The sequence below is a fragment of the Vibrio sp. McD22-P3 genome (assembly GCF_021568915.1).
Classification (GTDB): Bacteria; Pseudomonadota; Gammaproteobacteria; order Enterobacterales; family Vibrionaceae; genus Vibrio; species Vibrio mediterranei.
In genome coordinates, this window is sequence record NZ_JAKGTN010000003.1 from 108,304 (window position 1) to 132,623 (window position 24,320).

19 protein-coding genes and 1 riboswitch are annotated in these 24,320 nt (G+C 43.8%); of the genes, 9 read left to right on the plus strand and 10 right to left on the minus strand.

The genetic code is table 11. From position 1 onward, the window contains the following. Window positions 1-14: 14 nt before the first annotated feature. From topA to L2W36_RS04465, 4 genes are all read left to right on the plus strand, one after another. Entirely contained in the window at window positions 15-2,642 is a 2,628-nt protein-coding gene (gene topA / locus L2W36_RS04450; RefSeq protein WP_236109428.1) for a type I DNA topoisomerase, read from the plus strand. Between the two features lie 538 nt (window positions 2,643-3,180). Next, window positions 3,181-4,398 (plus strand): glucose-1-phosphate adenylyltransferase, encoded by a 1,218-nt coding sequence (glgC, locus tag L2W36_RS04455; RefSeq protein ID WP_236109429.1) that lies wholly within the window; start codon window positions 3,181-3,183, stop codon window positions 4,396-4,398. 1 nt (window position 4,399) lies between these two features. Next, on the plus strand, window positions 4,400-5,863 hold the full coding sequence (gene glgA, locus L2W36_RS04460) for a glycogen synthase GlgA (protein WP_236109430.1): 1,464 nt from the start codon (window positions 4,400-4,402) through the stop codon (window positions 5,861-5,863). A gap of 161 nt (window positions 5,864-6,024) precedes the next feature. Next, window positions 6,025-6,825 (plus strand): alpha/beta fold hydrolase, encoded by an 801-nt coding sequence (locus L2W36_RS04465; protein WP_031496328.1) that lies wholly within the window; start codon window positions 6,025-6,027, stop codon window positions 6,823-6,825. Here L2W36_RS04465 and L2W36_RS04470 read toward each other — a convergent pair. The 5 genes from L2W36_RS04470 to torD all read right to left on the minus strand — a co-directional run bounded on the left by L2W36_RS04470 (window position 6,818) and on the right by torD (window position 10,873). Continuing rightward, complete coding sequence (locus L2W36_RS04470) at window positions 6,818-7,138, minus strand: putative signal transducing protein (protein WP_031496326.1); 321 nt, start codon at window positions 7,136-7,138, stop codon at window positions 6,818-6,820. The two genes, L2W36_RS04465 and L2W36_RS04470, sit on opposite strands and share 8 nt — an antisense overlap. Continuing rightward, the gene (locus L2W36_RS04475) at window positions 7,138-7,821 is read right to left on the minus strand and encodes a TVP38/TMEM64 family protein (RefSeq protein WP_006074949.1); all 684 of its coding nucleotides are present in this window, start codon (window positions 7,819-7,821) and stop codon (window positions 7,138-7,140) included. Before L2W36_RS04475 ends, L2W36_RS04470 begins: the two co-directional genes overlap by 1 nt. A 119-nt stretch (window positions 7,822-7,940) precedes the next feature. Beyond that, entirely contained in the window at window positions 7,941-8,531 is a 591-nt protein-coding gene (locus tag L2W36_RS04480) for a TfoX/Sxy family DNA transformation protein (RefSeq protein WP_006074950.1), read from the minus strand. 115 nt (window positions 8,532-8,646) lie between these two features. Further along, window positions 8,647-8,734: riboswitch (cyclic di-GMP riboswitch) on the minus strand. 178 nt (window positions 8,735-8,912) lie between these two features. After that, window positions 8,913-9,917, minus strand: coding sequence for an HTH-type transcriptional repressor PurR (gene purR, locus L2W36_RS04485; protein WP_006074951.1), 1,005 nt, complete (start codon window positions 9,915-9,917; stop codon window positions 8,913-8,915). 302 nt (window positions 9,918-10,219) lie between these two features. Further along, on the minus strand, window positions 10,220-10,873 hold the full coding sequence (gene torD / locus L2W36_RS04490) for a molecular chaperone TorD (protein ID WP_006074952.1): 654 nt from the start codon (window positions 10,871-10,873) through the stop codon (window positions 10,220-10,222). 280 nt (window positions 10,874-11,153) lie between these two features. Here torD and torR point away from each other — a divergent pair, with 280 nt between their 5' ends. Next, complete coding sequence (gene torR / locus L2W36_RS04495) at window positions 11,154-11,864, plus strand: two-component system response regulator TorR (protein WP_006074953.1); 711 nt, start codon at window positions 11,154-11,156, stop codon at window positions 11,862-11,864. Between the two features lie 111 nt (window positions 11,865-11,975). On the opposite strand, the gene elyC is transcribed toward torR, so the two are convergent. After that, window positions 11,976-12,869, minus strand: a complete 894-nt coding sequence (gene elyC / locus L2W36_RS04500) for an envelope biogenesis factor ElyC (protein WP_006074954.1) — start codon at window positions 12,867-12,869, stop codon at window positions 11,976-11,978. Window positions 12,870-12,986: 117 nt separating this feature from the next. On the opposite strand from elyC, the gene cmoM reads away from it, so the two are divergent. The 4 genes from cmoM to mukB are packed head-to-tail and all read left to right on the plus strand — an operon-like array spanning window position 12,987 to window position 20,284. Next, window positions 12,987-13,766 (plus strand): tRNA uridine 5-oxyacetic acid(34) methyltransferase CmoM, encoded by a 780-nt coding sequence (cmoM, locus tag L2W36_RS04505; protein ID WP_171388472.1) that lies wholly within the window; start codon window positions 12,987-12,989, stop codon window positions 13,764-13,766. Window positions 13,767-13,777: 11 nt separating this feature from the next. Further along, entirely contained in the window at window positions 13,778-15,115 is a 1,338-nt protein-coding gene (gene mukF / locus L2W36_RS04510) for a chromosome partition protein MukF (RefSeq protein WP_236109431.1), read from the plus strand. Beyond that, window positions 15,096-15,839, plus strand: a complete 744-nt coding sequence (mukE, locus tag L2W36_RS04515; RefSeq protein WP_038229606.1) for a chromosome partition protein MukE — start codon at window positions 15,096-15,098, stop codon at window positions 15,837-15,839. The genes mukF and mukE overlap by 20 nt, the downstream gene beginning before the upstream one ends. Continuing rightward, the gene (mukB, locus tag L2W36_RS04520; RefSeq protein WP_236109432.1) at window positions 15,836-20,284 is read left to right on the plus strand and encodes a chromosome partition protein MukB; all 4,449 of its coding nucleotides are present in this window, start codon (window positions 15,836-15,838) and stop codon (window positions 20,282-20,284) included. Before mukE ends, mukB begins: the two co-directional genes overlap by 4 nt. 71 nt (window positions 20,285-20,355) lie before the next feature. Here mukB and rsmS read toward each other — a convergent pair whose 3' ends face one another. Genes rsmS through dinG form a run of 4 tightly spaced genes read right to left on the minus strand, consistent with a single transcriptional unit; the run spans window position 20,356 to window position 23,920 of the window. Further along, the gene (gene rsmS, locus L2W36_RS04525; protein WP_081875874.1) at window positions 20,356-20,514 is read right to left on the minus strand and encodes a pleiotropic regulatory protein RsmS; all 159 of its coding nucleotides are present in this window, start codon (window positions 20,512-20,514) and stop codon (window positions 20,356-20,358) included. Beyond that, complete coding sequence (gene priC / locus L2W36_RS04530; protein ID WP_236109433.1) at window positions 20,514-21,029, minus strand: primosomal replication protein PriC; 516 nt, start codon at window positions 21,027-21,029, stop codon at window positions 20,514-20,516. The genes rsmS and priC overlap by 1 nt, the downstream gene beginning before the upstream one ends. 27 nt (window positions 21,030-21,056) lie before the next feature. Beyond that, on the minus strand, window positions 21,057-21,830 hold the full coding sequence (locus tag L2W36_RS04535) for a sulfite exporter TauE/SafE family protein (protein WP_006074961.1): 774 nt from the start codon (window positions 21,828-21,830) through the stop codon (window positions 21,057-21,059). A gap of 14 nt (window positions 21,831-21,844) precedes the next feature. After that, window positions 21,845-23,920 (minus strand): ATP-dependent DNA helicase DinG, encoded by a 2,076-nt coding sequence (gene dinG, locus L2W36_RS04540; protein WP_236109434.1) that lies wholly within the window; start codon window positions 23,918-23,920, stop codon window positions 21,845-21,847. Window positions 23,921-24,320: the final 400 nt, after the last annotated feature.

Genomic DNA, 24,320 nt, shown 5'->3' on the forward strand with positions numbered 1-24,320 from the left:
ACGTTAGTGTCATTATGGGAAAGTCACTGGTTATAGTGGAGTCACCCGCTAAGGCTAAAACCATTAACAAATACCTCGGTAAAGACTTTATAGTGAAGTCGAGTGTAGGTCACGTGCGTGACTTACCAACTGCAGGGCAAAGTACTGGTAAAAAAGCAGCAGCTGTCTCTACAAAAGGCTTAAGTGCTGAAGAAAAAGCACGTATTAAAAAAGAAAAAGACCGCAAAGCGCTAATTAAAAAAATGGGTATTAACCCATATGATGATTGGGCAGCAAACTATCAAGTATTGCCTGGCAAAGAAAAAGTAGTTGCCGAGCTACAAAAACTTGCGAAAGACGCTGACCATGTTTATCTCGCAACCGATTTGGACCGCGAAGGAGAGGCTATCGCATGGCACCTTCGTGAGATCATCGGTGGCGATGAAGAGCGATATAAACGAGTAGTATTTAACGAAATTACCAAAAACGCGATCCAACAGGCATTCCAAGATCCTGGTGAACTGAATATGGATGGCGTGAATGCACAGCAAGCACGACGTTTCTTAGACCGTGTTGTTGGTTTTATGGTGTCTCCGCTTCTTTGGAAGAAGGTCGCACGAGGCCTATCTGCTGGTCGAGTCCAGTCAGTTGCCGTTAAGCTTCTAGTAGAGCGTGAGCGTGAAATTAATGCGTTTATCCCAGAAGAATTTTGGGATATTCATGCGGATACTAAAACTTCGGATAAAACAGATTTCCGACTACTAGTTGCACAAAAAGCGGGCAAGGCGTTCAAACCATCTAATGAAACAGAAGCGCAAGCCGCTGTTTCTGTATTGGACAAGGCGACGTACGAAGTATGTAAACGTGAAGACCGTCCAACTCAAAGTAAGCCATCAGCACCTTACATCACTTCTACACTGCAGCAGGCAGCAAGTACGCGCCTAGGTTATGGTGTTAAAAAGACCATGATGCTGGCTCAGAGGCTGTATGAAGCGGGTTATATTACCTATATGCGTACCGACTCTACCAACTTGAGTACAGAAGCCGTTGATGCAGTCCGTGGTTATATTGATAGTGAGTTTGGTGGTGCCTATCTTCCTGAAAAACCAAACTTCTACGGAAGCAAAGAAGGTGCTCAGGAAGCGCACGAAGCGATTCGTCCTTCAGACGTTAACGTGAAAGTTGATGATCTTTCAGGTATGGAAGCCGACGCTCATAAGCTATATGCACTTATCTGGAATCAGTTCGTGGCTTGTCAAATGACACCAGCGAAGTACGACTCCACAACGATCAGCGTGAAAGCTGATGAGTATACGTTGAAAGCGAAGGGACGTATTCTTAAGTTTGATGGTTGGACTCGTGTTCAGCGTCCAATGGGCAAAAACGAAGATGCTATCCTTCCTGCAGTACAGCTGGGCGATAAGCTTGACCTTGTTGCGTTAGATCCTAAGCAACACTTTACCAAGCCACCTGCACGTTACACCGAAGCGGCTTTAGTTAAAGAGCTAGAGAAACGTGGAATTGGTCGTCCTTCTACTTATGCGTCAATCATCTCAACGATTCAAGATCGTGGTTATGTAAAAGTTGACCAGCGTCGTTTCTATGCTGAGAAGATGGGTGAGATAGTGACCGATCGTCTTGATGACAGCTTCACTGATTTGATGAACTACGACTTTACTGCTCGCATGGAGCAGAAGCTCGATCAAATCGCCGAAGGTGATGCAAGCTGGAAAAATGTATTGAACGAATTCTTCGAAGAGTTCACTACTGATTTAGGCAAAGCTGAGCAAGACGAAGAGCATGGCGGTATGAAGCCAAATCATATCGTTATGACAGAAATTGAATGTCCTACATGTTCACGCCCTATGGGTATTCGTACTGCTTCAACTGGCGTATTCTTGGGCTGTTCTGGCTATGCTTTACCACCTAAAGAGCGTTGTAAAACGACGATTAACTTGGGTGATGAAGAAGGCATTATTAACGTTCTTGAAGAAGACGTCGAAACGGCAGCTCTGCGTGCTAAGAAACGTTGCCCAATTTGTGAAACGGCAATGGATGCTTATCTGATCGATGATAAGCGCAAGCTTCATGTTTGCGGTAATAACCCAAATTGTGAAGGCCATGTGGTTGAACAGGGCGAGTTTAAAGTTAAAGGCTACGATGGTCCGACGGTCGAGTGTGACAAGTGTGGCTCTGAAATGGTACTCAAGAATGGCCGTTTTGGTAAGTACATGGACTGCACAAGTGAGACCTGTAAAAACACCCGTAAGATCCTTAAAAACGGTGAAATAGCGCCTCCTAAGGAGGACCCGGTTCATTTCCCAGAGCTTCCTTGTGAAAACTCGGATGCTTACTTTGTACTGCGTGATGGTGCATCTGGCCTATTTATGGCTGCTAGCAACTTCCCTAAATCTCGTGAGACTCGCGCACCGCTTGTGAGTGAACTTGCGAAATACAAAGAACGTTTATCGCCGAAGTTCCACTATCTTGCGGATGCACCAACAGAAGATCCAGATGGTAGACCAACGGTAGTTCGTTTCAGTCGTAAGACTAAAGAGAATTATGTTCGTTCTGAAATCGACGGTAAACCATCGGGTTGGACGGGGTTATATGTTGATGGTAAATGGGAAATTACCGATAAGCGCAAAAAGCCTAAAAAATAATCTCTGAACGTTCTAATTAACAGCACTCATTTGAGTGCTGTTTTTTTATCCTCACTATTAAATCCTTAATTTTGTAAATGATTGTATATATTTAGTACATTCATTATCTATATATATCCATTAAACTGGTCATAGCAGTTTAGCTCATTGTTTTTCAGGCAGTTTTCATCAAAGAGTGGTTGAGGTGAATTGCATGTTAACAATATGTGTTGATAAGGTGATGTCGGTATGCCATTCTGTGATTAAAGGCATAAGTTTTGATGCAACTGTGTTCAATGCCAAATAATGCGTCATGATGCATTGTAATCTTATTTCAAAACGATAATTTAGATAAAAACCATATTAAAAAAATGGTTGGCCCTAGGTTGATAATTAAACAACTTGGCCTCAAGCCTATTTTATATACAAGATTCAACGTTTGAATGGTCGATGAAATAATCGACATTGTCATCCGTTAATAAAGAAGTCGGGTACCCCCAAATGTAATTTAACTACCCGACAATAAATGGAAAAAAGCTGTAATAAAACGGAGATATCAATGGCTGGTGTATTGGGAATGATTCTTGCTGGTGGAGAAGGCTCTCGCCTACGTCCTTTAACCGAATCACGTAGCAAACCTGCGGTACCATTTGGAGGAAGCTATCGTCTGATTGACTTCGCTCTGAACAACTTTATCAATGCTGACTTAATGCGAATTTATGTCCTCACTCAATTTAAGTCTCAATCACTTTATCAACACATGCGTAAAGGTTGGAATCTAACGGGAATCACCGATAGATTCATTGACCCCATTCCTGCACAAATGCGTGATGGTAAACGTTGGTATGAAGGTACTGCGGATGCGATTTATCAAAACGTTCGTTTTATCGAGTTAGCCAATCCTGAGCACGTATGTATCTTTGGGTCTGATCATATCTATAAAATGGACATTCGCCAGATGCTAGACTTTCACAAACGCAAGGAAGCGAAACTAACCGTTTCAGCACTGCGAATGCCATTAGAGGAAGCGTCAGAATTTGGCGTGATTGAAGTTGATGAAGAAGGCAAAATGATTGGCTTTGAAGAAAAGCCACAAAACCCGAAGTCAATTCCTGGTCACCCTGATATGGCGTTAGTGTCTATGGGTAACTATATCTTCGAAGCAGAAAGTCTTTGCAAAGAGCTACGAATAGATGCCGAGAATACTGAGTCTAGCCATGATTTTGGTAAAGATATTATTCCTAAGATGTTCCCTGAAGGTGATGTCTATGTTTATGATTTCTCTACCAACAAAATCAGCGGTGAGAAAGACACTACTTACTGGCGTGATGTAGGTACGATCGACTCGTACTGGGCGGCTCATATGGATCTACTTCAAGAAGACGCTCAGTTCTCGCTATACAACCGTAAATGGCCGCTTCACACTTATTATCCACCATTGCCGCCAGCAACGTTCGTTGACGCTGAGCATCAAAAGATCAAGATTACTGACAGCTTGATTGCGGGCGGTAGTTATGTTCGTGGCTCATCAATCTATCGCTCTGTATTAGGTTTTAGAAGTAATATTGCCGCTGGTTCTGTGGTGAGTGAATCTGTTATCCTAGGTGACGTTAAGATTGGTGCTGGTTGTACAATCAAGCGCGCGATCATTGATAAGAACGTAGAAATTGCCCCTGGGACTGTGATTGGTGAAGATCTTGAGTTGGACGCGAAACGTTTCCATGTCTCCCCGGGTGGCGTTGTAGTCATCAAGAAAGGGACGAAAGTTGGATTCTAAAATGCGAAACATAGATGTATGGTTTCCAGTTTCAGAAGCGCAAGGACTTGTAAAAAGTGGAGGCTTGGCAGATGTTGCCAAGGCTCTGCCTAAAGCTCTGCAAGAACTGGGTAAAAACGTAGCCATTACTTTACCCGGTTACCAGTCACTGCCTAACAAGGATCAGTATGAGTTTGTACTAGCTACGGAGTTAGAGCACTGGCCACATACACCGTACCAAGTTAAGAAAACGCAACTCGACGGCGTTGATGTGTTCGTGATCGAATGTGATCGATACTTCGATAGGCTGGAATTGTATGCTGAGCACAATCGAGCTTATGCTGACAATGGGGAACGATTTGGTTTCTTCGCGGCAGCGAGTCTGGATGTGTTACCGAAACTCGGTATTCGACCTTCTATTGTTCATGCCAACGACTGGCATACTGGTTTGATCCCATTCTTGCTTAAAACACGCTACGCTGATGACGAGCGTTTTGCAGGAATGAAGTCAGTTCTAACGGTTCACAATGCTATTTTTAAAGGCATCTTTTCCTACAGTCAGCTGGAAATCATTCCGGAACTTCGTCTTTCTGGAATGGAATTTCTACAGTATGGGGACGGTTGGGTAAGCACACTTCGTGCTGGAATTGCCTTCGCAGATAAAATCAACGCAGTAAGCCCTAACTATGCCGCTGAACTAGTGACCCCTCTAGGTTCGCATGGTTTGGTAGACGATTTTGTTCATCGTTCCAAAGATCTTCATGGCATCGTTAATGGCTGTGACTACTCAGAGTGGAACCCTAAGCTTGACGACTTTCTACCGGTCAATTACGACGACGAGTTAGAGAGAATGCTAAATGGTAAGCTCGCCGCTAAGCAGGCGTTGCAAAAGGAGCTATCGCTGCCAGAACGCAATGTTCCAATGGTTGGCATGGTATGTCGATTGACTCACCAAAAAGGTTTTCATTACATACTGCCAATATTGGATAAGTTTCTGAAAAACGATGTTCAGGTTGTCATTATCGGAACTGGTGAACCACAAATCGCTTCCCATCTTAACGATATTGCTGAGCAGTTTTCTGATAAGTTGGCGTTTGTAGAGGCGTATAGCAACCGATTTGCTCATCTAGTAGAGGCTGGCTCAGACTTTTTCCTAATGCCTTCTGAATTTGAAGCATGTGGTCTGAACCAAATCTACAGTATGGCTTATGGTACCTTGCCTATTGTACGTAAAGTTGGTGGGCTGAAAGATACGGTAATCGACTTTGATGACAATCCACAGCAGGCAACGGGCTTTGGGTTTGATGAGCCTTGCCATGACGCGCTGTTGATTGTCTTACAGCGAGCGCTTCTGTTCTATTTGCAACACCCAGAAGAGATGCGTGAGATGCAACTTCGAGCAATGCGCAAAGACTTTAGTTGGATAGAATCTGCCAAGGAATACATCAAAATGTATGATTTGGCGCTTGAAGCCTCACATTGCTAATATCATTGGAAGAGCGGCGTAATGCCGCTCTTTTATATGCACTTGTTGGCATTTTTTGACACAATTGGAAATCATTTTTTCTAAATTTCCGCGCAATTTTCTCCTGAGACGTGTAGAGTTGTGATAACTTTATTTTCGTACTACTAACCAATCCGAGAACTATGTCCGAAAGCCTACTATTTCATAAAACGTATACCCATCCTACAAGTGATGAATGGGTGGTATTTGTGCATGGGGCAGGGGGCAGCTCATCTATATGGTTTAAGCAGATACGAGCTTATCGTGAGCACTTCAACTTACTGTTCATTGATTTGCGTGGACATGGTAAATCAAATCAGTTCTTAAAAGATATCATGGCCAACAAGTACACATTCAAAACGGTAACAATGGATATCGTTCGTGTACTGGACCACCTTAAAATACAATCGGCCCATTTTGTCGGCATGTCTCTTGGTACCATCATCGTGCGCAATATTGCTGAACTGGCAATGCCAAGAGTGCGCTCGATGGTTCTGGGTGGAGCGGTAACGCGCTTTAACACACGTTCACAAATACTGGTAAAAATTGGCAACATGAGTAAGCACATAATCCCTTATATGTGGCTCTACAGCTTATTTGCGTACATTGTGATGCCTCAGAGGGGACAGAAAGAGTCTCGCCACTTGTTTGTTAGAGAAGCTAAGAAACTGTGCCAAAACGAATTTAAGCGTTGGTATCGACTAACTACGGAAGTTAACCCACTGAATCGTTACTTCAAGGAGAGGGAACTACCGATTCCGACCCTGTACCTAATGGGTGAGAAAGACTACATGTTCATCAAGCCGGTGAAAGAAATGGTGGCTGAACATAAGTCCAGCCAACTATTAGAGATTAAAGATTGTGGTCATGTTTGTAATGTCGAGAACCCCGAAGAGTTCAATCGTCACTCAATTGCCTTTATTAAGTCGGTGACACCTAAGTAGGTGCTAACGCTTGGCAACTCCAACAGGCGCCAAACTGCGCTTCATTCACTTCATGACACCTTGGACACACCCAATCCCTTTTTTCCAAATCTGCTTTTAACTGTTCTTGCCACTCGGCTATGATAGCTTTCGCTTTAACATGTTGTTTGTTATCGATTAGCCAGACATAAGGCAAGGTATTTTCATCAAATGGCACTTCACCTCGAAGCGTGTAAACCCCTTCACCTCTAACTTCACAAAGGATTCCTTCATTTTCCAATTGTTGTTGAAGGATATGCGCTTCCGTCGGACTATTGCCAATAAAAACCTTCATTATTCTTGTACCTGTGGTGAGCGAGAAATTCGCGCCATAATCCACTTAGCAATCAGTGGAAATAATCCCAACAAGGCGAATGAAGCTAAAACTGCTGGGGAAACGATACCTGACAAACTGTTAATATTGGCGAGCTGTGTACCGGCATTTAAGTAAACCGCAGTTCCAGGCAACATGCCTAACTGGCTCACTAAATAGTACTTTGACACTTTAATTGGTGTTAAGCCCATTAATAGGTTGATTAAGAAGAACGGAAATACCGGAATCAATCTTAGCGAGAACAGATAAAAAGCCCCGTCTTTTTCTACACCTTTATTGATAGTTTCTAACTTTGAACCGAACTTGCTTTGAACCCAGTCACGCAATAAAAAGCGACTACTCAAAAATGCAATGGTTGCACCAATGGTACTAGCAAAAGAGACAAGAAGAAGACTGGTCCAAAAGCCAAATAAAGCGGCACCTAGTAACGTAACAACTGCAGCTCCCGGAATTGAGAATGCGGTAATGGCAATATAAGCAAAAAAGTACACTAATGCGGCAGTAACAAAATTCTGACTGATATATTCGCTGAGTGCAGCTTGCTGAGCCTGAGCATTTTCCAGCGTTAAATATTGTCCAAAATTAACACCTAGAATGATAATGACGGCGAGAAGTGCGATTCCGAGTATTAGCTTTTTGCTCATGATGCTGTCCTTGTGACGACTCTGTATTAGTTTAGTAGACAGGGCGTGGATAGATTTACTTTCATCATAAACTAAAAAAATCAGCCGTTAGGCTGATTTTTTGTATAGAGCGATAAGGGCTAGTTTATAAGACTGGCCAATTCTTCTCTTTTATTTTGCGGAATCACGGACCAGTGCGTGCCATTAATGGCACCCTCTAGCGCCCAAAGTAACTCAAGACCTACAGTATTTGAGTGAGTTCGTTGGATTGCTTTAAAAGCCTCCACAGAACCTTGCTCTTGCAGATCGTATACCGATTCAATTCCAGCTTTCTTAAGCATACGCTCAGTAGCCAGTCTTAAATTAGGTAAATCTTTGAGTCGATTGGGTTTTGTTTCCGACTGTTGCACTTTTTCTGTTTTTGCGAACTCTAAGGCAGAGCGAGCATGAGTCAAGATAACATCCTGATCTTGCCAACAGTCCTCAGGGAGTGCGAAATACTTAGTGACAACGGGGAACCCACGCTTCTTATAAACGTATGGCTTGTAGCCAAGTTGCTTAAATTTAGCGATCGTCTGACGGTTAGTTCTGATATGTAATTTGTTATTCACTGCTAATGCAAACATGGTATCGTCAATAAAGATACCAAATCCACCAAACATAGAACGAGACTTAACTCTTCCAAGCTGAGCGAACAATTGCATCGAGTTTTTTAGTATAGGATTGTCCATGCTTATTCTTTTCTCGGTGTTATTGATTGTGTCACCAAAATCAGGTCCGAGAGTATAGCAAACGGGTGTCAGCCTTCTGTTAGCGGTAAACCAAAAGAATGCTAATACCTTTGCCATCGGTAACCCCGCTACCTATCAAATAAATTTGGTTTAGGCCGGTGGCTTTGCGTCCCACCCTTTCAAGTGGTTTGCCCTGTGCGTGACATATTTAGAATAAATGAAAATGACTCACATCTATGACGGTTGTATGGTAAAAGTGTGATATTGCTTCAGATAATCGATTGGGATTTGTGCGGGAGAGTGTGTCGAAACAAACAATAAAGCGTTCAGTTTATTGGATGAGGATCAAAAAAAGTGCCTAGAAAGGCACTTTTTTCAGGATTATGTGAGTTTTTTGACAGAATCACGTTCTACAATCTCAGGGTGCATTTCGAAAATGCGTTTTTCGTGACCTTTATCTTTGATTCGTTCTAGAAGAATCTCAAACGCATTCTTACCTACACGACGCTTCGGTTGGTGCACTGTTGTCAGTGGTGGAGAGAAATACTCAGCCAATTCGATATTGTCATAACCGATAACGGAAATATCTTCTGGAACTTTTACACCTAATTGTTGCAGGCGACTCATTAAACCGAATGCCATGGTGTCGTTGAAGCAGAATACGGCAGTTGGACGAACTTCCATTGCTGCAATACGGTTAGCGGCAATCACGGCCGTATCACATTCGAAGTTACCTTCTAAGATTCGGTCATCTTTCATCTCAATACCCGCTTCCGCTAGAGCACGCTGATAGCCGACAATACGCTCTTGGCAAACGGCTTTCTCTAGGTGTCCGCTCAAGCATGCAATGTCAGTATGACCGTTATCGATCAGATATTTAGTTGCGAGATAGCCGCCTTCTTCCGAGTTATCAATGATCTTGTCGGCTTGAGAGCTTTCTGGGCCCCAGTCCATAATCACTTTCGGAATATCTGAATGACGGTCTAGCATTTCTAGTAGCTCTTCAGTTAAGTCGGAGCACATAACCAAAATGCCATCAACACGTTTTTCTGCGAGCATGCGAATATAGTCGCGCTGTTTCTCGTAGACACCACCCGTGTTACATAGGATTAAAGTATAGCCTTGGCGATAGCAGTAGCTTTCAACACCGTCGATGACTTCCGAGAAGAACAAGTTTGTAGATTGAGTGACAAGCATTCCAATCGTTTTGGTCGAGTTACATTTCAAACTACGAGCAACCGCACTTGGTGCATAGTTAAGTTCATCTACCGCTGCCATCACTTTTTCTTGTGTGGCTTCTGCTACAAAACGAGTTTTATTAATTACGTGAGAAACGGTGGTCGTTGAAACGCCAGCCAGACGGGCGACATCTTTGATTGTTGCCATAGCTATATCCTTTTATCGCGGAGTGCTATTAATAGCCAATACCGCTTCGAATTCTGGAAGCCAATATATGGGTCCCTAATAAGTAGTGCATTCTGAATGAAAAAACCGCTTTTCAGCGGTTTGGTTCAACAGTTCGACAGATTATTATTGTGCTTGTTGAATACCAAAGCGGCTTTTGCATTTAAACGGCGGATTGTAGTCTTCCCCATTGATACAAGCAATCACTTATACAACAAATTTATAGATAAGGCGCACTTTTGTCTGTAACGGTGAGTGATAAACAGTACATGCGCCTCAAAATCTTAGGCTTGATCACCTTTTAAGTAATCAAGATCTAGCTTGATGAGTGCTTGAAGTACTGTTGATACCGCGGCGTAAAAACCAAACTCATCGTGCTGCTGACATTTAGTCACGAATTGTGGCACCCAAGTTAGCAGGTGTTGTTCAATAAACTCTGCTTGCTGCTCCATCGCCTCATTCATGTGAGCTTCTGACTCTAATTCGTTGGAACGAATAATGAGGTTCCCGAGAAAATCGAGCTCAATAGCCAAATGATCCGCTGGTTCGTTTAAGTTTTCAGTTACCGCAATATTATGCTCCGCAAGCAACTCTGACATCACTTGAGCGGGTTTGTCGTTTAACAGACCTGACTCACCAATATATAAAGAAGCATAAGGTAGCGCCCCATGCTTATCTGTTTTCAAAAACAGATCACAAAAATCAGCAGACAACTCAAGTTGGGCATCTTCTCTTACTTGCAGTCTGTTTAGTGCGTCGACCATAGAGGCGATAGGAGCTGATAGTGTTGGGTTTTCACCCAGTCCAGTAAGGAAAGCGCGTATATCTGGGCTTTGATATTTCTCGAGTTCTTCTGTGGTTAGTTCTCTAGCAAAGAGGCTCGAAAGCCACCAGTATAATTCAGCACGTTGTTCGTTAAATGCTTTGATTTCTTGCATTTTCTTATCTCCAAAAGTGTTATCTCTATTTTAGCTAATAAAGATGAACAACAGTAATCATTGATGTGAAAAAAAAAGATGAAAAATGAAGGGTTGTGAAGATATGGTCATGTGGAACAAGGTTTTTGGATAAATCTCTGTTGCATATCTGAAGTTAAGATTTCTATTTGTTTTGAATCAAGAAAAAGCAAGTTTTCTTCAATTCACGTCAATGTAGGCTAGAATTGTGACTAATTATGAATAGAATGACTCTGTCATTGAAAGATTGAGATAGAAAGACATGAAATATCACGTACTAGTAGTGGAAGATGATGTCGTTACGCGCAGCAAACTGGCGGGTTACTTCGAGAGTGAAGGTTACTTGGTGAGTGAAGCGGAGAGCGGCGAACAAATGCGTCAGATTCTACAGGAAGCCAGCATCGACTTGGTGATGTTAGACATCAACTTGCCGAAAGAAGATGGACTGATGCTAACGCGTGAATTAAGAAGTCAATCGGATATTGGCATCATTCTAGTGACGGGTCGCACAGATAGTATCGACCGTATCGTTGGTTTGGAAATGGGCGCAGATGATTATGTGACGAAACCATTCGAATTGAGGGAACTCCTAGTCCGCGTCAAAAATTTGCTATGGCGTATTTCTCTAGCCAGAAAACAACCTATTATTGAAGAATCGGTGCAGAATGAGAACTTGATTTACTTTGGTGAATGGGTGTTTGACAAGCAACGCCGTTCGCTAAGTAACAATGGAGAGCCAGTAAAACTCACTAAGGCAGAGTACGAACTCTTAGTAGCACTATCGGCATATCCTAACCAGGTACTTAGCCGAGAGCGTATACTTAATATGATTAGCCATCGAGTTGACGCGCCAAACGACCGCACTATTGATGTTTTAATTCGTCGCATGCGTGCGAAGATGGAGCTGGATCCGAAGAACCCACAGATTTTCATTACTGTTCACGGTGAAGGGTATATGTTCGCCGGTGATTAGCTTTCTATTCTGTTGCAATCATGACATAAAGTCCGTTGCAACTAGACTTTTTGAATAGTCGAAAAAAACGCCTCACTTTATAAGTGTGGCGTTTTCTTTTGTGCCTGACTTTTATTGAGCGTTTGCGGCTTCTTGCGGTTCTTCAGGAGCAAGCTGCGCTTCAATGTCTTGCTCAGTGATCTTATCTACACCCTCAGAAGACTCTAACTCAGAAACGGAAGGTAAAAACTCTTGGTTACCTTCGTTAGCCACCCAATCACGAAGGTTTTGCCATATTAACCCCATGGTCTCGTGCCAGTACCGCTCAGTTTGCTCCAAGTAGCGAGATGATGGCGTATATTTCTGCCATGCTTGCTCGATGTCTTTTTGTGCTAGGAAGTTAGTTGGCGCCGGGAGTGGGTTTAAGCCTGCAGCTTCAAACTCGTGCATAGCGCGCTTCATATGGCTAGCTGACGTCACCAAAACCAGCTTCTTATTTTGCACGAATCCAGCAGCTTGTCGGGCTTCTTCCCATGTGTCTTTTGCTGTTTCCAACAAAATGATATCCGGTTTAGCAATACCTAAAGCAAGGGCAACTTTCGCCATGGTTCTAGCGTGACTGACACCGGTACCACCATCATAACCAGATAGAATTAATTTAGCGCCTGGATACATTCTAAGAATCCGGATACCTTCACTTAAGCGCATTAATGAAGCTCGACTCAGTTCTGAAGTGGGTGGGATTTGGTCGTCGACCACATGTCCACCGCCAAGGACCATCACATAGTCGATGGTTTCATTAATCGGCAAGAACGCACTGTATTGGCGCTCAAGCGGCATCAACAGGCGGCTAGATAAGGGTTGGAATGAAATAAGAAAAGTCCCACACAGAGACACGAGAATAATCAGGCTTCCTAGTTTACGACGTGCCGTAAACATGATGAGAACTAAGCCCAAGAAGCCAAGAATTAACATGGCAGGTAGAGGCATTAGTAATGAAGACACAACCTTTTTCAGCTCAAACATAGAATAATAGTCCGAAAAAACACCACTTAACGCTAAAAAAGGGAGTTGCCCCTTTATTCCTGTCACTTATATGACAGAATAGCTGTATAACTGGTTATCTTAACTCAATATACCGTGATGCAAGACCGAAATTTCGACGATATCGCCCACAAATTTGCAAAAAATATTTACGGCTCAGAGAAGGGTGAAATTCGCCAAACTATTGTTTGGGAAGACTTAACCCAAGCTCTCGCTGCGCTGGATGATACAAGAAAAAACCTAGAAGTTTTAGATGCAGGTGGTGGATTAGGGCAAGTTTCTCAACGAATTGCTGAGAGAGGACACAAGATCACATTATGTGACCTCTCTTCTGAAATGCTCAAGTTGGCCAAGGCAGATGTTGAAAAAAACGGGCTACTCTCGCAATATCGCTGGATACATAGTCCAGTACAGCGTATTGCAGAACATATGAGCCAACCCGTAGATCTGGTGTTGTTTCATGCTGTTATGGAATGGTTAGCTGAACCTAAACCCGCGCTAGAAGCGGTTTTACAGCAAGTGAAACCTGGTGGTATCGCTTCTGTCATGTTTTACAATCATCATGGATTGGTATTTAAGAACGTCATATGTGGCAATATTCCTCATGTACTTGAAGGCATGCCACATAGAAAGAGATTTAAGCTTCAGCCACAAAAAGGGCTAAAGCCAGAGGAAGTGTATCAGTGGATAGAGGATGCGGGATTTGAAATATGTGGCAAATCTGGTATTCGTTCATTCAGTGATTACATTGGCAATATGCAATACATGGGAGACTACACAGCTGAAGACGTTCTAAAAATAGAGCAGCAGCTGTGTCGCCAAGAACCCTATCTCTCCATGGGCCGATACATTCATGTATGGGCAAGGAAAAAACAATAACAGGAAAGACCATGAGTGATAACACTCTGATTGCGGATGACCGACCGATTGATGAACTTGTCGGCTGGGTCAAACAGCATGATTTTGCATTGAATCTTTCCACTGAACGGTTGGCATTTCTCATATCTATCGCGGTATTGAGTAATGAGAGATTTGATGAAGAACTGGGGGAGGGCGAGCTACACGATGCGTTCAAGATCGTCACCCAACAGTTCGAGCAAACGGGCGAAGCGACTGCGTTTCGTGCCAACAATGCGATTAATGAATTGGTTAAACAGAGGCTGCTAAGTCGTTTTACCAGTGAGATAAACGATGGCGCGAGCATCTACCGTCTCAGTCCACTTGCGATTGGTATTACGGATTACTACGTCAGGCATCGCGAGTTCTCCAAACTCAGACTCTCTATCCAGCTTTCAATGGTGGCGGATGAAATGGCGAAAGCCATTCTCGCGGCTCAAGAAGGCGGAACGGTTGGTCACTGGCGCAAGAACGTATTTGGCGTTCTGAAATACTCAGTGGGTGAAATTTTCGATCAGATTGATTTGAACCAACGAGTTATGGATGAGCAGCAGCAGTCGGTCAAATTGCAAATTGCAGAGCTACTCAATAAAGACTGGCGAGAAGCCATCAACAATTGCGAAGCTTTGCTGTCTGAAACCTCCGCAAATCTTCGTGAGCTTCAAGATACTCTGCAAGCAGCAGGGGACGAACTACAAACTCAAATACTTGATATTCAAGAGATTGTTTATGGTGATGATGAGCTTGAGTTTGTGGGAGAAGCGCTGTTTGGCTTACAAATGAAGTTAGACCGAATCATCAGCTGGGGCCAGCAAGCGATCGATTTGTGGATTGGTTACGATCGTCACGTACATAAATTTATCCGTACTGCGATCGATATGGATCAAAACCGTGCATTCAGCCAAAGACTTCGCCAGTCTGTGACCGACTATTTTGATGCGCCATGGTATTTAACCTATGCCAACGCAGAAAAACTCACCGATCTTCGTGATGAAGCTTTAGTGCTTCGTAATGACGAAGTGACGGGGGCTGTGCCACTTGAAGTGGAATATGAAGAATTTGAACAAGTAAATGATGAACTTGCCGAACGTATCGGAGACATGCTGAAAGTGCATAAAGAGCAGGGCGCTCCAATTGATTTAGGCATAGTGCTTCGAGATTATCTTGCTGCACACCCACACACTCATCATTTCGATCTAGCAAGAATCGTTGTGGACCAAGCAGTTCGGTTGGGTTACTCCCAATCCGATTACTCCGCCATTCAACCAGATTGGCAAGCTATCAACGATTTTGGCGCAAAGGTACAAGCAAATGTCATCGACAAATATTGACGAATACATGTCAGAAAAACTGGCAAAAGCGATAACAAATCCGCTTTTTCCTGCACTAGATAGTGCACTTCGTGCGGGCAAACACATCTCCTCAGAGGACTTGGATAATCACGCTCTTTTGTGTGATTTTGATGTGGAACTGGCGAGTTTCTATCAGCGCTATAACACGGAATTGGTGAAAGCGCCTGAAGGATTCTTCTATTTACGTCCTCGTTCGACCACGTTAATTGGTCGAAGTGTGTTGTCAGAATTAGATATGCTGGTGGGCAAAGTACTGTGCTTTTTGTATTTGAGCCCAGAGCGTCTAGCTCATGAAGGCATCTTCACCAATCAAGAACTGTATGACGAGTTATTGGCACTCGCTGATGAAAAGAAACTGATGCGCCTCGTCACTAATCGCGCAACAGGATCTGATCTCGATAAAGAAAAACTGTTTGAAAAAGTACGTACGTCTTTAAGACGTCTACGCCGCCTAGGTATGACGATCTCTATTGGTGATACAGGTAAGTTCCGTATCAGTGAGGCGGTGTTCCGCTTTGGTGCCGACGTTAGGGTTGGTGACGATATGCGTGATGCTCAATTGAGACTGATCCGCGATGGCGAAGCGGTAGCGCATACTCAAGCACCATCACAAGGTAGCTTAATTCCTAACGAAGAAGTGAAAGAGACAGAGTTAACCGAACAATTGGATATTCAGCAAGATGATCAGGAGGCTGACGTATGATTGAAAGAGGTAAGTATCAATCAATGACGATGGTCAACTGGAACGGCTTTTTCGCGCGTACTTTTGACATTGATAGCCTAGTGACCACGTTATCTGGAGGTAACGGTGCGGGCAAATCTACTACAATGGCGTCATTCATCACGGCTCTGATCCCCGACCAAAGCTTGCTTCACTTTAGAAATACGACAGAAGCCGGCAGTTCTCAGGCATCGAGAGACAAAGGTCTATACGGTAAGCTGCAACCAGGTACATGTTACTCGGCACTCGACGTTGTGAACTCACGCAATCAACGAGTCTTGTTCGTGGTTAAGTTGCAGCAAGTTGCTGGACGAGATAAAAAAGTCGATATTAAACCGTTTATTGTTCAAGGTTTGCCAAGCAGCGTTAAGCCGACCGATATCCTAATTGAAGCAGTGTCTGACAACCATGCTCGTGTCCGCCAAATCAATGAAGTGAAAGATGCGGTCAGTGGTATGGAAGGCGTTCACTTTAAAGCGTTTAATTCTATTGTTGATTATCATGCGCAAATGTTTGAGTTTGGTGTCTTGCCAAAGAAATTGCGCAATAGCAGCGACCGCTCGAAGTTTTATCGCCTGATTGAAGCCTCGCTATATGGTGGTATTTCAAGCGCCATTACTCGCTCGCTTCGTGACTATCTATTGCCTCAAAATGGCGGCGTGAAAAAAGCATTCCAAGATATGGAATCGGCACTGCGCGAAAACCGTTTAACCTTAGAAGCGATCAAAACGACGCAAGCCGACCGTGACCTGTTCAAGCACCTTATTACTGAATCAACGAACTATGTTGCTGCAGATTACATGCGCCATGCGAATGAGCGCCGTAATAAGCTTGAAAGTACGATGGCGATGCGCAATGAGTTGTTTGGCTCAAGACAGACCTTAATTGCACAGAATGAATTGCTCAATAAGGTTCAGCAAGAATTGTCTATGCTTCTCGAAAGCGAATCTGGGCTTGAACAGGACTACCAAGGCGCGCAAGACCACTTACTGTTGGTTCAAAATGCATTACGCCAACAAGAGAAGATCGAACGTTATCAAGAAGATCTTGAGGAGCTCAACGAGCGCCTTGAAGAGCAAATGATGGTGGTTGAAGAGGCCACAGAGCGTAAGTTAGCTGCAGAAGAGCAAGCGACATTCGCTGAAGAAGAAGTGGATAGCTTAAAAACACAGCTCGCAGATTACCAACAAGCACTGGATGTGCAACAGACGCGCGCGCTGCAATATCAGCAGGCGGTCCAAGCGTTAGAGAAAGCGCGTGAGTTGCTTGATGATGATACTCTTGAGCAAGACGGTGCTGCGACTAAGCTAACTCAACTGAAAACTGAAGAAGCAGAACGTACTACTCAATTGCTGGAATTTAAGCATAAGCTGGATATGTCTTCTGCTGCGGCGAAGCAGTTTGAACTTGCATTAGAACTCGTCCAGCAAGTTGCAGGCGATGTACCTCGCAATAAAGCAGCAAGCGCCGCAAGACTAGCGTTAAAGCAAGTGGATGAGCAGCGTCAACTGCTTGGCAATGAACCTCAGCTACGAGCACAGTTCCGCGATACTGAAAAGAATATTGAACGTCAAGAGCAAGCTCAGCAACTGGTGAACGACCTCCAGAGTGTTGGCGTCACAATAGCCAATGAAATGGATATTGAGATAGAAGCGGAGCGTCAGCGCGAAAAAGTGCTAGAAGGCGAGCAACGACTTGAGCAGTTACGTGAATCATCAAGTGACGCGAAGCAGCGCGAACAGGAACTTGTTTCTGAAATTAGTAAACTTGAACGTTATGCTCCTCAATGGATTAAGTCATACAATGCGCTAGAAGAGTTAAGAGAGCAAAGTGGCCTGGAACTGACAGATCGAGCGGATGTTATCAGCTCAATGCAAGAAGTGAATGATAACGAACGTAAGACCTCATTTGAGCGCGACTCACTAGCGAAACGTCGTGAAGAACTTGATCTTGAGATTGAACGTCTTGCGTCTCCGGGTGGTTCAAATGACCCACGCTTGAAAGGCTTGGCAGATACATTGGGTGGCGTGCTTCTCTCTGAGATTTACGATGACATTACTATTGATGATGCGCCGTACTTTAGCGCAATGTATGGTCCTGCTCGTCATGCGATTGTAGTGTCAAACCTTGACGGAATTAAAGAAAAGCTGGTAGAGCTTGATGACTGCCCTGAAGATCTGTACATCATCGAAGGCGACATCGATGCATTTGATGATAGTTCATTTGATGCTGACGAATTAGATGGTGCAGTGTGCGTACAGCTTAATGAAAGACAGTTACGTTACTCGCGTTTTCCGAAGATCCCTCTATTTGGCCGAGCGGCGCGTGAACAGCGTTTGGAGCTACTGCGTGAACAACGTGAAGAGACCGTTGAAAAACACGCGAAAGCGGCGTTTGATGCTCAAAAGCTGCAACGTCTATACCAAGCATTCAATGCTTTCGCAGCACAGCATATGCAGTTAGCATTTGAATCCGACCCTGAAGTACAGCTAGCGCGTCTGCGTGAGCAACGAAGTGCTGTAACTCGTGAGCTAAGCGATCACAAACAACGTGAACAGCAGATCAACGCGCAGCTGGTGGCGACAAAACAATCGGTTGGTTTACTTGACCGATTGGCGATTTCATCAAATGTTTTGTTTGATGAGACATTGGTTGAGCGATTTGCAGAGCTGCAATCGCAAATGGAACAGCTAACCTCAGCGAAAGCGTATGTTAATCAACATGGTTCCGCATTAGAAAAACTATCTAGTGTAGTCAATGCGTTGGATAGTGACCCTGAACAGTTTGAAGCGTTAACGGAGCAATACCAATCTGCGGACAAAAATCTGCAAGCATTAAAAGCTCAGATCTTTGCTGTAGCCGATTTGGCTGAGCGTCGTCCTTACTTTGCTTATGCTGATTCCATAAATATGTTGAATCAAAGTAGTGAACTTAGTGAGCAACTTAAAACGAAGTTGGTGCAAGCTGAATCAACGCGTGCTCGTTTGCGCGAAGGCTTAAAGCAAGTTCAGGAGCAAGCTAACCAATACAACCAAGTACTGGCGTCTCTTAAGAGTTCCCATCAAGCTAAACTGGAAACGGTTCAAGAGTTTAGAGCAGAGCTTCAGGAGTACGGTATTGTCCCAGATGAGTCTGCATTGGAACGCGCAGAGCAGCGTCGTAATGAGCTTCAGTTAGCGTTGCAAACATCTCGTACTCGTAAGAGCGAATACGAGAAAACCATGACGTCCACTGAACTTGAAATGAAAGGTTTGGCGAAACGTCTGAAAAAGGTTCAGAAAGAGTACGTTGAGTTACGTACCTATGTGGTAGCAGCAAAAGCAGGATGGTGCAGCGTATTACGTCTAGCCAAAGCTAATGACGTAGAACGTCGATTACACAAACGTGAACTCGCCTACATGAGTGCTGGTGAATTGCGTTCAATGTCGGATAAGTCACTGGGTGCACTGCGTTTGGCGGTTGCTGATAATGAAGACTTGCGTGATTCACTGCGTCAGTCGGAAGATACTTCAAAACCAGAACGCAAAGTCCTGTTCTATATCGCTGTATATCAACATCTAAGAGAGCGCATCCGTCAGGATATCATCCGTACCGATGATCCTGTTGAAGCTATTGAAGAGATGGAAGTAGAGTTGGCCCGCTTGACCGAAGAACTGACGCAACGCGAAAACCGTTTGGCTATTAGTTCGGAATCAGTATCAAGCATCATCAAGAAAACGATTCAGCGTGAGCAGAATCGAATTCGTATGCTTAACCAAGGTTTATCGAATATTCATTTTGGTCAGGTGAAAGGCGTAAGACTTAATGTCAAGATTCGTGAGAGCCATGAGCAATTGTTAGTAGCTCTAACGGCTGAGCACAAAGACTTGTTCGAGACAACGCGTTATACCTTCTCTGAAGCGATGGCCAAGTTGTTCCAGCGTGTTAACCCACATATCGATATGGGGCAACGCTCTCCGCAAGTATTGGGTGAAGAGCTACTAGACTATAGAAACTATCTTGAGCTCAGTGTCGAGGTTAACCGTGGTTCTGATGGCTGGTTACAGGCAGAGTCGGGCGCACTATCGACAGGTGAAGCTATCGGTACAGGTCAGTCAATTCTGTTAATGGTAGTGCAAAGCTGGGAAGAAGAATCGCGTCGTTTACGTAGCAAAGATATCTTGCCTTGTCGTTTACTGTTCCTGGATGAGGCTGCGCGTCTTGATGCTAAATCCATTGCGACATTATTTGAACTTTGTGACCGCCAAGGGATGCAGCTACTCATTGCTGCACCGGAGAACATCAGCCCAGAAAAAGGGACGACGTACAAATTGGTGCGTAAAGTGTTCAAAGATCACGAACATGTTCATGTTGTCGGTCTTCGCGGTTTTGGTGAGAATAAACGATTAGATGACGCTGAAAAGTTAGTTGAACAAGCAACAGCGTAAAGAAATACCAAAAAGCCTTCTTATTAGAAGGCTTTTTTTTCGGCTTATGAAGTTTGGGTAGAGATTTTGGCCTAAGAGTTCTCCACTTTTCTTAATAGATCGCTTTTCACGATTTCTAGCGCCTTGAGTGCCACTTTAGGATCAACCTCATTACTTTCCAGTAGAAAGATAAGATCAACGGCAAGTTTGATTTCTTCAGGTGCGTTATCGAGCCCAGATTCAGAAGACATTATAGAAACCTCATCTTTTGATTGATGGTGTGCTGAATCGCATTCATAGCATTGCGGCAGCGTTGTAAACGTTGTTCGGTCGAGATAAGTTGTAGTTTGGTAGTTTGATCATCTGTCAAACACTGTTCTTGTTGCCTCACAAGAGTGCACAACTTTTGTTCCCAAACTTGATGTTGTCTAAGGTCAGCCCTCAGTTGTTCAAGGGATTTGCTTTCTAAAGCAGTATCAGTGGGTGTATTAGCAATGAGCAAGACTCGCTCAATCGCTTCAAGCTGCTCGGTAAACTTTGTCACCCAAATTTCTGAAGAAGAGGTGCTAATACCTTGTTTACTCAATGCGATGATTTTATCTAAGGTTCGCTCGGCTTCTATAACGCAAGGTTGAAGCAGTATGTTGGAAGTGGAGAAAAGGTGTTCATCAAACAGTGGCTTTTTATGACCACGATTTCGAAAATCAAATTCTTGAGCATCTTGATGGAGTTGCTTTAGTCGAGCTTTAACTTCTGACAATTTCATTGCAGCTCCCCTTTCTCTTCTATCAAATTATAACCAAGCATCATACGCTAGTTTGATGGCCAGAATGCTTACCACGGTAACAAAGATAGGTCGAATGAACTTGGCACCAAATCGAATAGCGGAATGCGCGCCGATATAAGCGCCAGCCATTAAGCACAGCCCCATGGTTAAGCCCAAGACCCAATTAATATGGCCCAACACCGCGAACGTTATCAGTGAGGTAAAGTTACTGGTGAAGTTCATAGCTTTTGAGAGACCGGAAGCGAATAAAATGTTCAGCCTGTATAAAGCCATTGAACTGACTGTCCAGAATGCACCAGTACCAGGACCCGCAACACCGTCGTAAAAGCCTAAAGACAGTCCTTGTAAGTACTGCTTTCGATTAAACTTTGGACAGCCTACATGGACCTTGTTCTGTTCATCGCCTTGAGGTGCTTTTTGAAAAACCGTGTAGAGCGCTGCGGCAAGAATAATAAGAGGTAGGATCTTTTCTAACCATTCGGTGCTGATCATATCAACAACGAGAGTACCAATAGTCGCGCCGATGAGTGTCGCAATAAAAGCTCGATACCAGCATTCAGGGCTAAATAACCTTTTGCGATAGTAGGTAAACGCTGCGGTAGATGAGGCAAACGTAGCTGCTAGCTTGTTAGTACCGAGTGCTATGTGTGGAGGAAGCCCTAGCGATAGCAGTGCAGGTACCGTTAGCATTCCGCCGCCGCCTGCGACCGCGTCAATAAAGCCTGCAGCAAAGGCGACAAGCGCCAAAATAACCAACATGCTAGGTTCGATAAATTCCATCGAGATTTGAGACCTTAGTATTCTATTGTTCTTTTAAAAGGGGGTAGGGAATCGAGCAGAGACTTGCCATACCTTTTTGTGACGATTCGCCTATCGAGAATATAGAGAGTTCCACAGTCTCTTTCTTTACGTAGCAAACGGCCTGCAGATTGTATCAGTTTTTTACTCGCCTCTGGAACTGTAATCTGAAGAAACGGATTGCCACCTTTGCTCTCTATATATTCGGCGTGTGCTTGCTCGATGGGAGAAGTCGGCACCGCAAAAGGTATTTTAGTGATAATCAAGTTCTCTAGTAGCTCCCCTGGTAAGTCTAGCCCTTCGGAAAAGCTTCCTGTTCCAAAAAGCACACTGGTTTTTTGACATTGAGTCAGTGTTTTATGTTTATTTAGAATTTCTGTACGTGACTTCTCGCCTTGAATCTGCAGATGCCAACCTTTTAGAGCGAATTTCGATCGCACCTCATCGGCAACTTTATTCATTTGCCAATAAGAGGAAAACAGCACTAAATTACTTTTGCCGTCCTGAATAAAGTCGAACAGCTTTTCAGTCAACTCTTCAGTAAACTGAGGGGCCTGCGGTTCATTACGCATTTGGGGCACAATAAGCTCTGCTTGTTCTGCATAATTAAAAGGTGACGCTAAAGCTAAAAATTGGACGCCATCTTCAGATTTCTGACTGATACCTGCTTGGTTACAGAAAAAAGCGAAGGAATTGAGTGCACGCATCGTCGCTGAAACAAGGACGGCGCCTACACATCGAGACCATAACTGCTGATCTAATTGCCAGCCTACCTCAAGGGGCGCGACACTGATTACGTAGTCACCCTCACGCTCTTTGCTTTTTTCTACCCAGCGTGCCAATGGTGCACCTTTCTCTTTTTTAGGCTCGGCCATGAGTCGCCATACCGCGGCTAGATTATCAAATCGCTGAATATAGAAACCCAATTCGGCTAAAGCGGGCTCGGCTAGTTTGGCTGAAACCTCTCCGTCTTTGAGTCTTTCTGAAATGAGGTCAGCAATTTTCGCCGATGCTTGTGCGCCTTTTTGAGAAAACTGTTTGAGTGCTTTAGACTGCTCTTCTAGCCAGCTGGGTAACTCGCCATTCTCGAAACGACAACTGTCTTCTTCAAATGGAAGACCAGAGCAATAAGAATTGACCTCATTTAATAGAGGGATGAGCTGCTGTATGGAATCCTGTAGTTCGTTGCGAAAGCGACCAACCCGCTTCTCGTCAGCTAAACCAGAGAACTTACTCGCAGACTGATTCAATCTTTCTAACCAAGAGGTGGCACCCTTTAAAGTAGCCGCAGCGGATGCATGGTCTCGAGCTACGTGCGGTAGATGGTGAGCCTCATCGAAGATAAAAATGGTATTTTCGGGATCTGGGAGGATGACGCCGCCGCCAAGGTCTGCGTCCGCCATTACCAAGCTATGGTTGGCAATAATGACATCATTTTTATCCAGTTCAGATCGCGCTTTAGCGAAAGGGCATCCTCGGTGAGCTGGTAAACTGTTATTGCAGCTGTGCTTCTCACTGACTATCGTCTGCCAAATGACATCATCAATGGGCTTCGGCCAGGAGTCTCTGTCTCCGTCCCATTTACCTTGAGCTAGCCTCTCGTACATGAGTTGAAGCTGTTCGATATCAGATTTTTTAGGCTTACTTTCAAACATGGCCATTTGACCACCATCGGCACCGCATGCCACGGCCAATTTCTCGGCGCAGCAATAACGCTGTCTTCCTTTAGCAATAATAAAAGAGAAGTTTTGATCGGTAATACGTCGGAACAGTGGCAAATCCTTATCAAGTAACTGTTCTTGCAAGGCAACTGTTGCGGTAGAAATAACCACCTTACGATTATTTTGAACGGCAACAGGTATAGCTGCCATTAAATAAGACAGACTTTTTCCAATCCCAGTACCTGCTTCTGCAACAATCATACGAGTTGATTTGTGATACTGGCCGCAAAGTGTTTTAGCGATCTCTGAAACAAGATAGTTCTGAGCTCGACGCGGAACAAAGTTTTCTAGTTGATTCTGAAGGTTTTGATAACTCTGGCGAATGGATTGTTGGATTTTACTGGTAAGCATAAACAGCCCTAAATTGACGACGAGCGAGTGTAGCACACTTTAGCTAGTGAAAAATATGTTCAAAAACAGTCGCATCTAGTGTGGGTATTTAGATCAAAGTCACAAAAAATAAGTGAACTTTCATACTAGGTTATATTTTTCGCATGATAAAAAATATAAAACGCCAAAAAACCCACTTGTAACGAATAAAATTCTATTAAGAGTTTGTAATATGCACTATTTATAGAATTATATTTATGAATGTTACCTAAAAACAAGACTGGAGTTGCAATTGAAAGGTGTTCAAAAAATTTGCGATACATCACTAATAAATTTGTAACTCATTGATTTGTTTGGTTTTACATATATTTATTTATTTCGTTTAGAGTGTTTGACATTGTCTGATAACTTTTGCATTCTT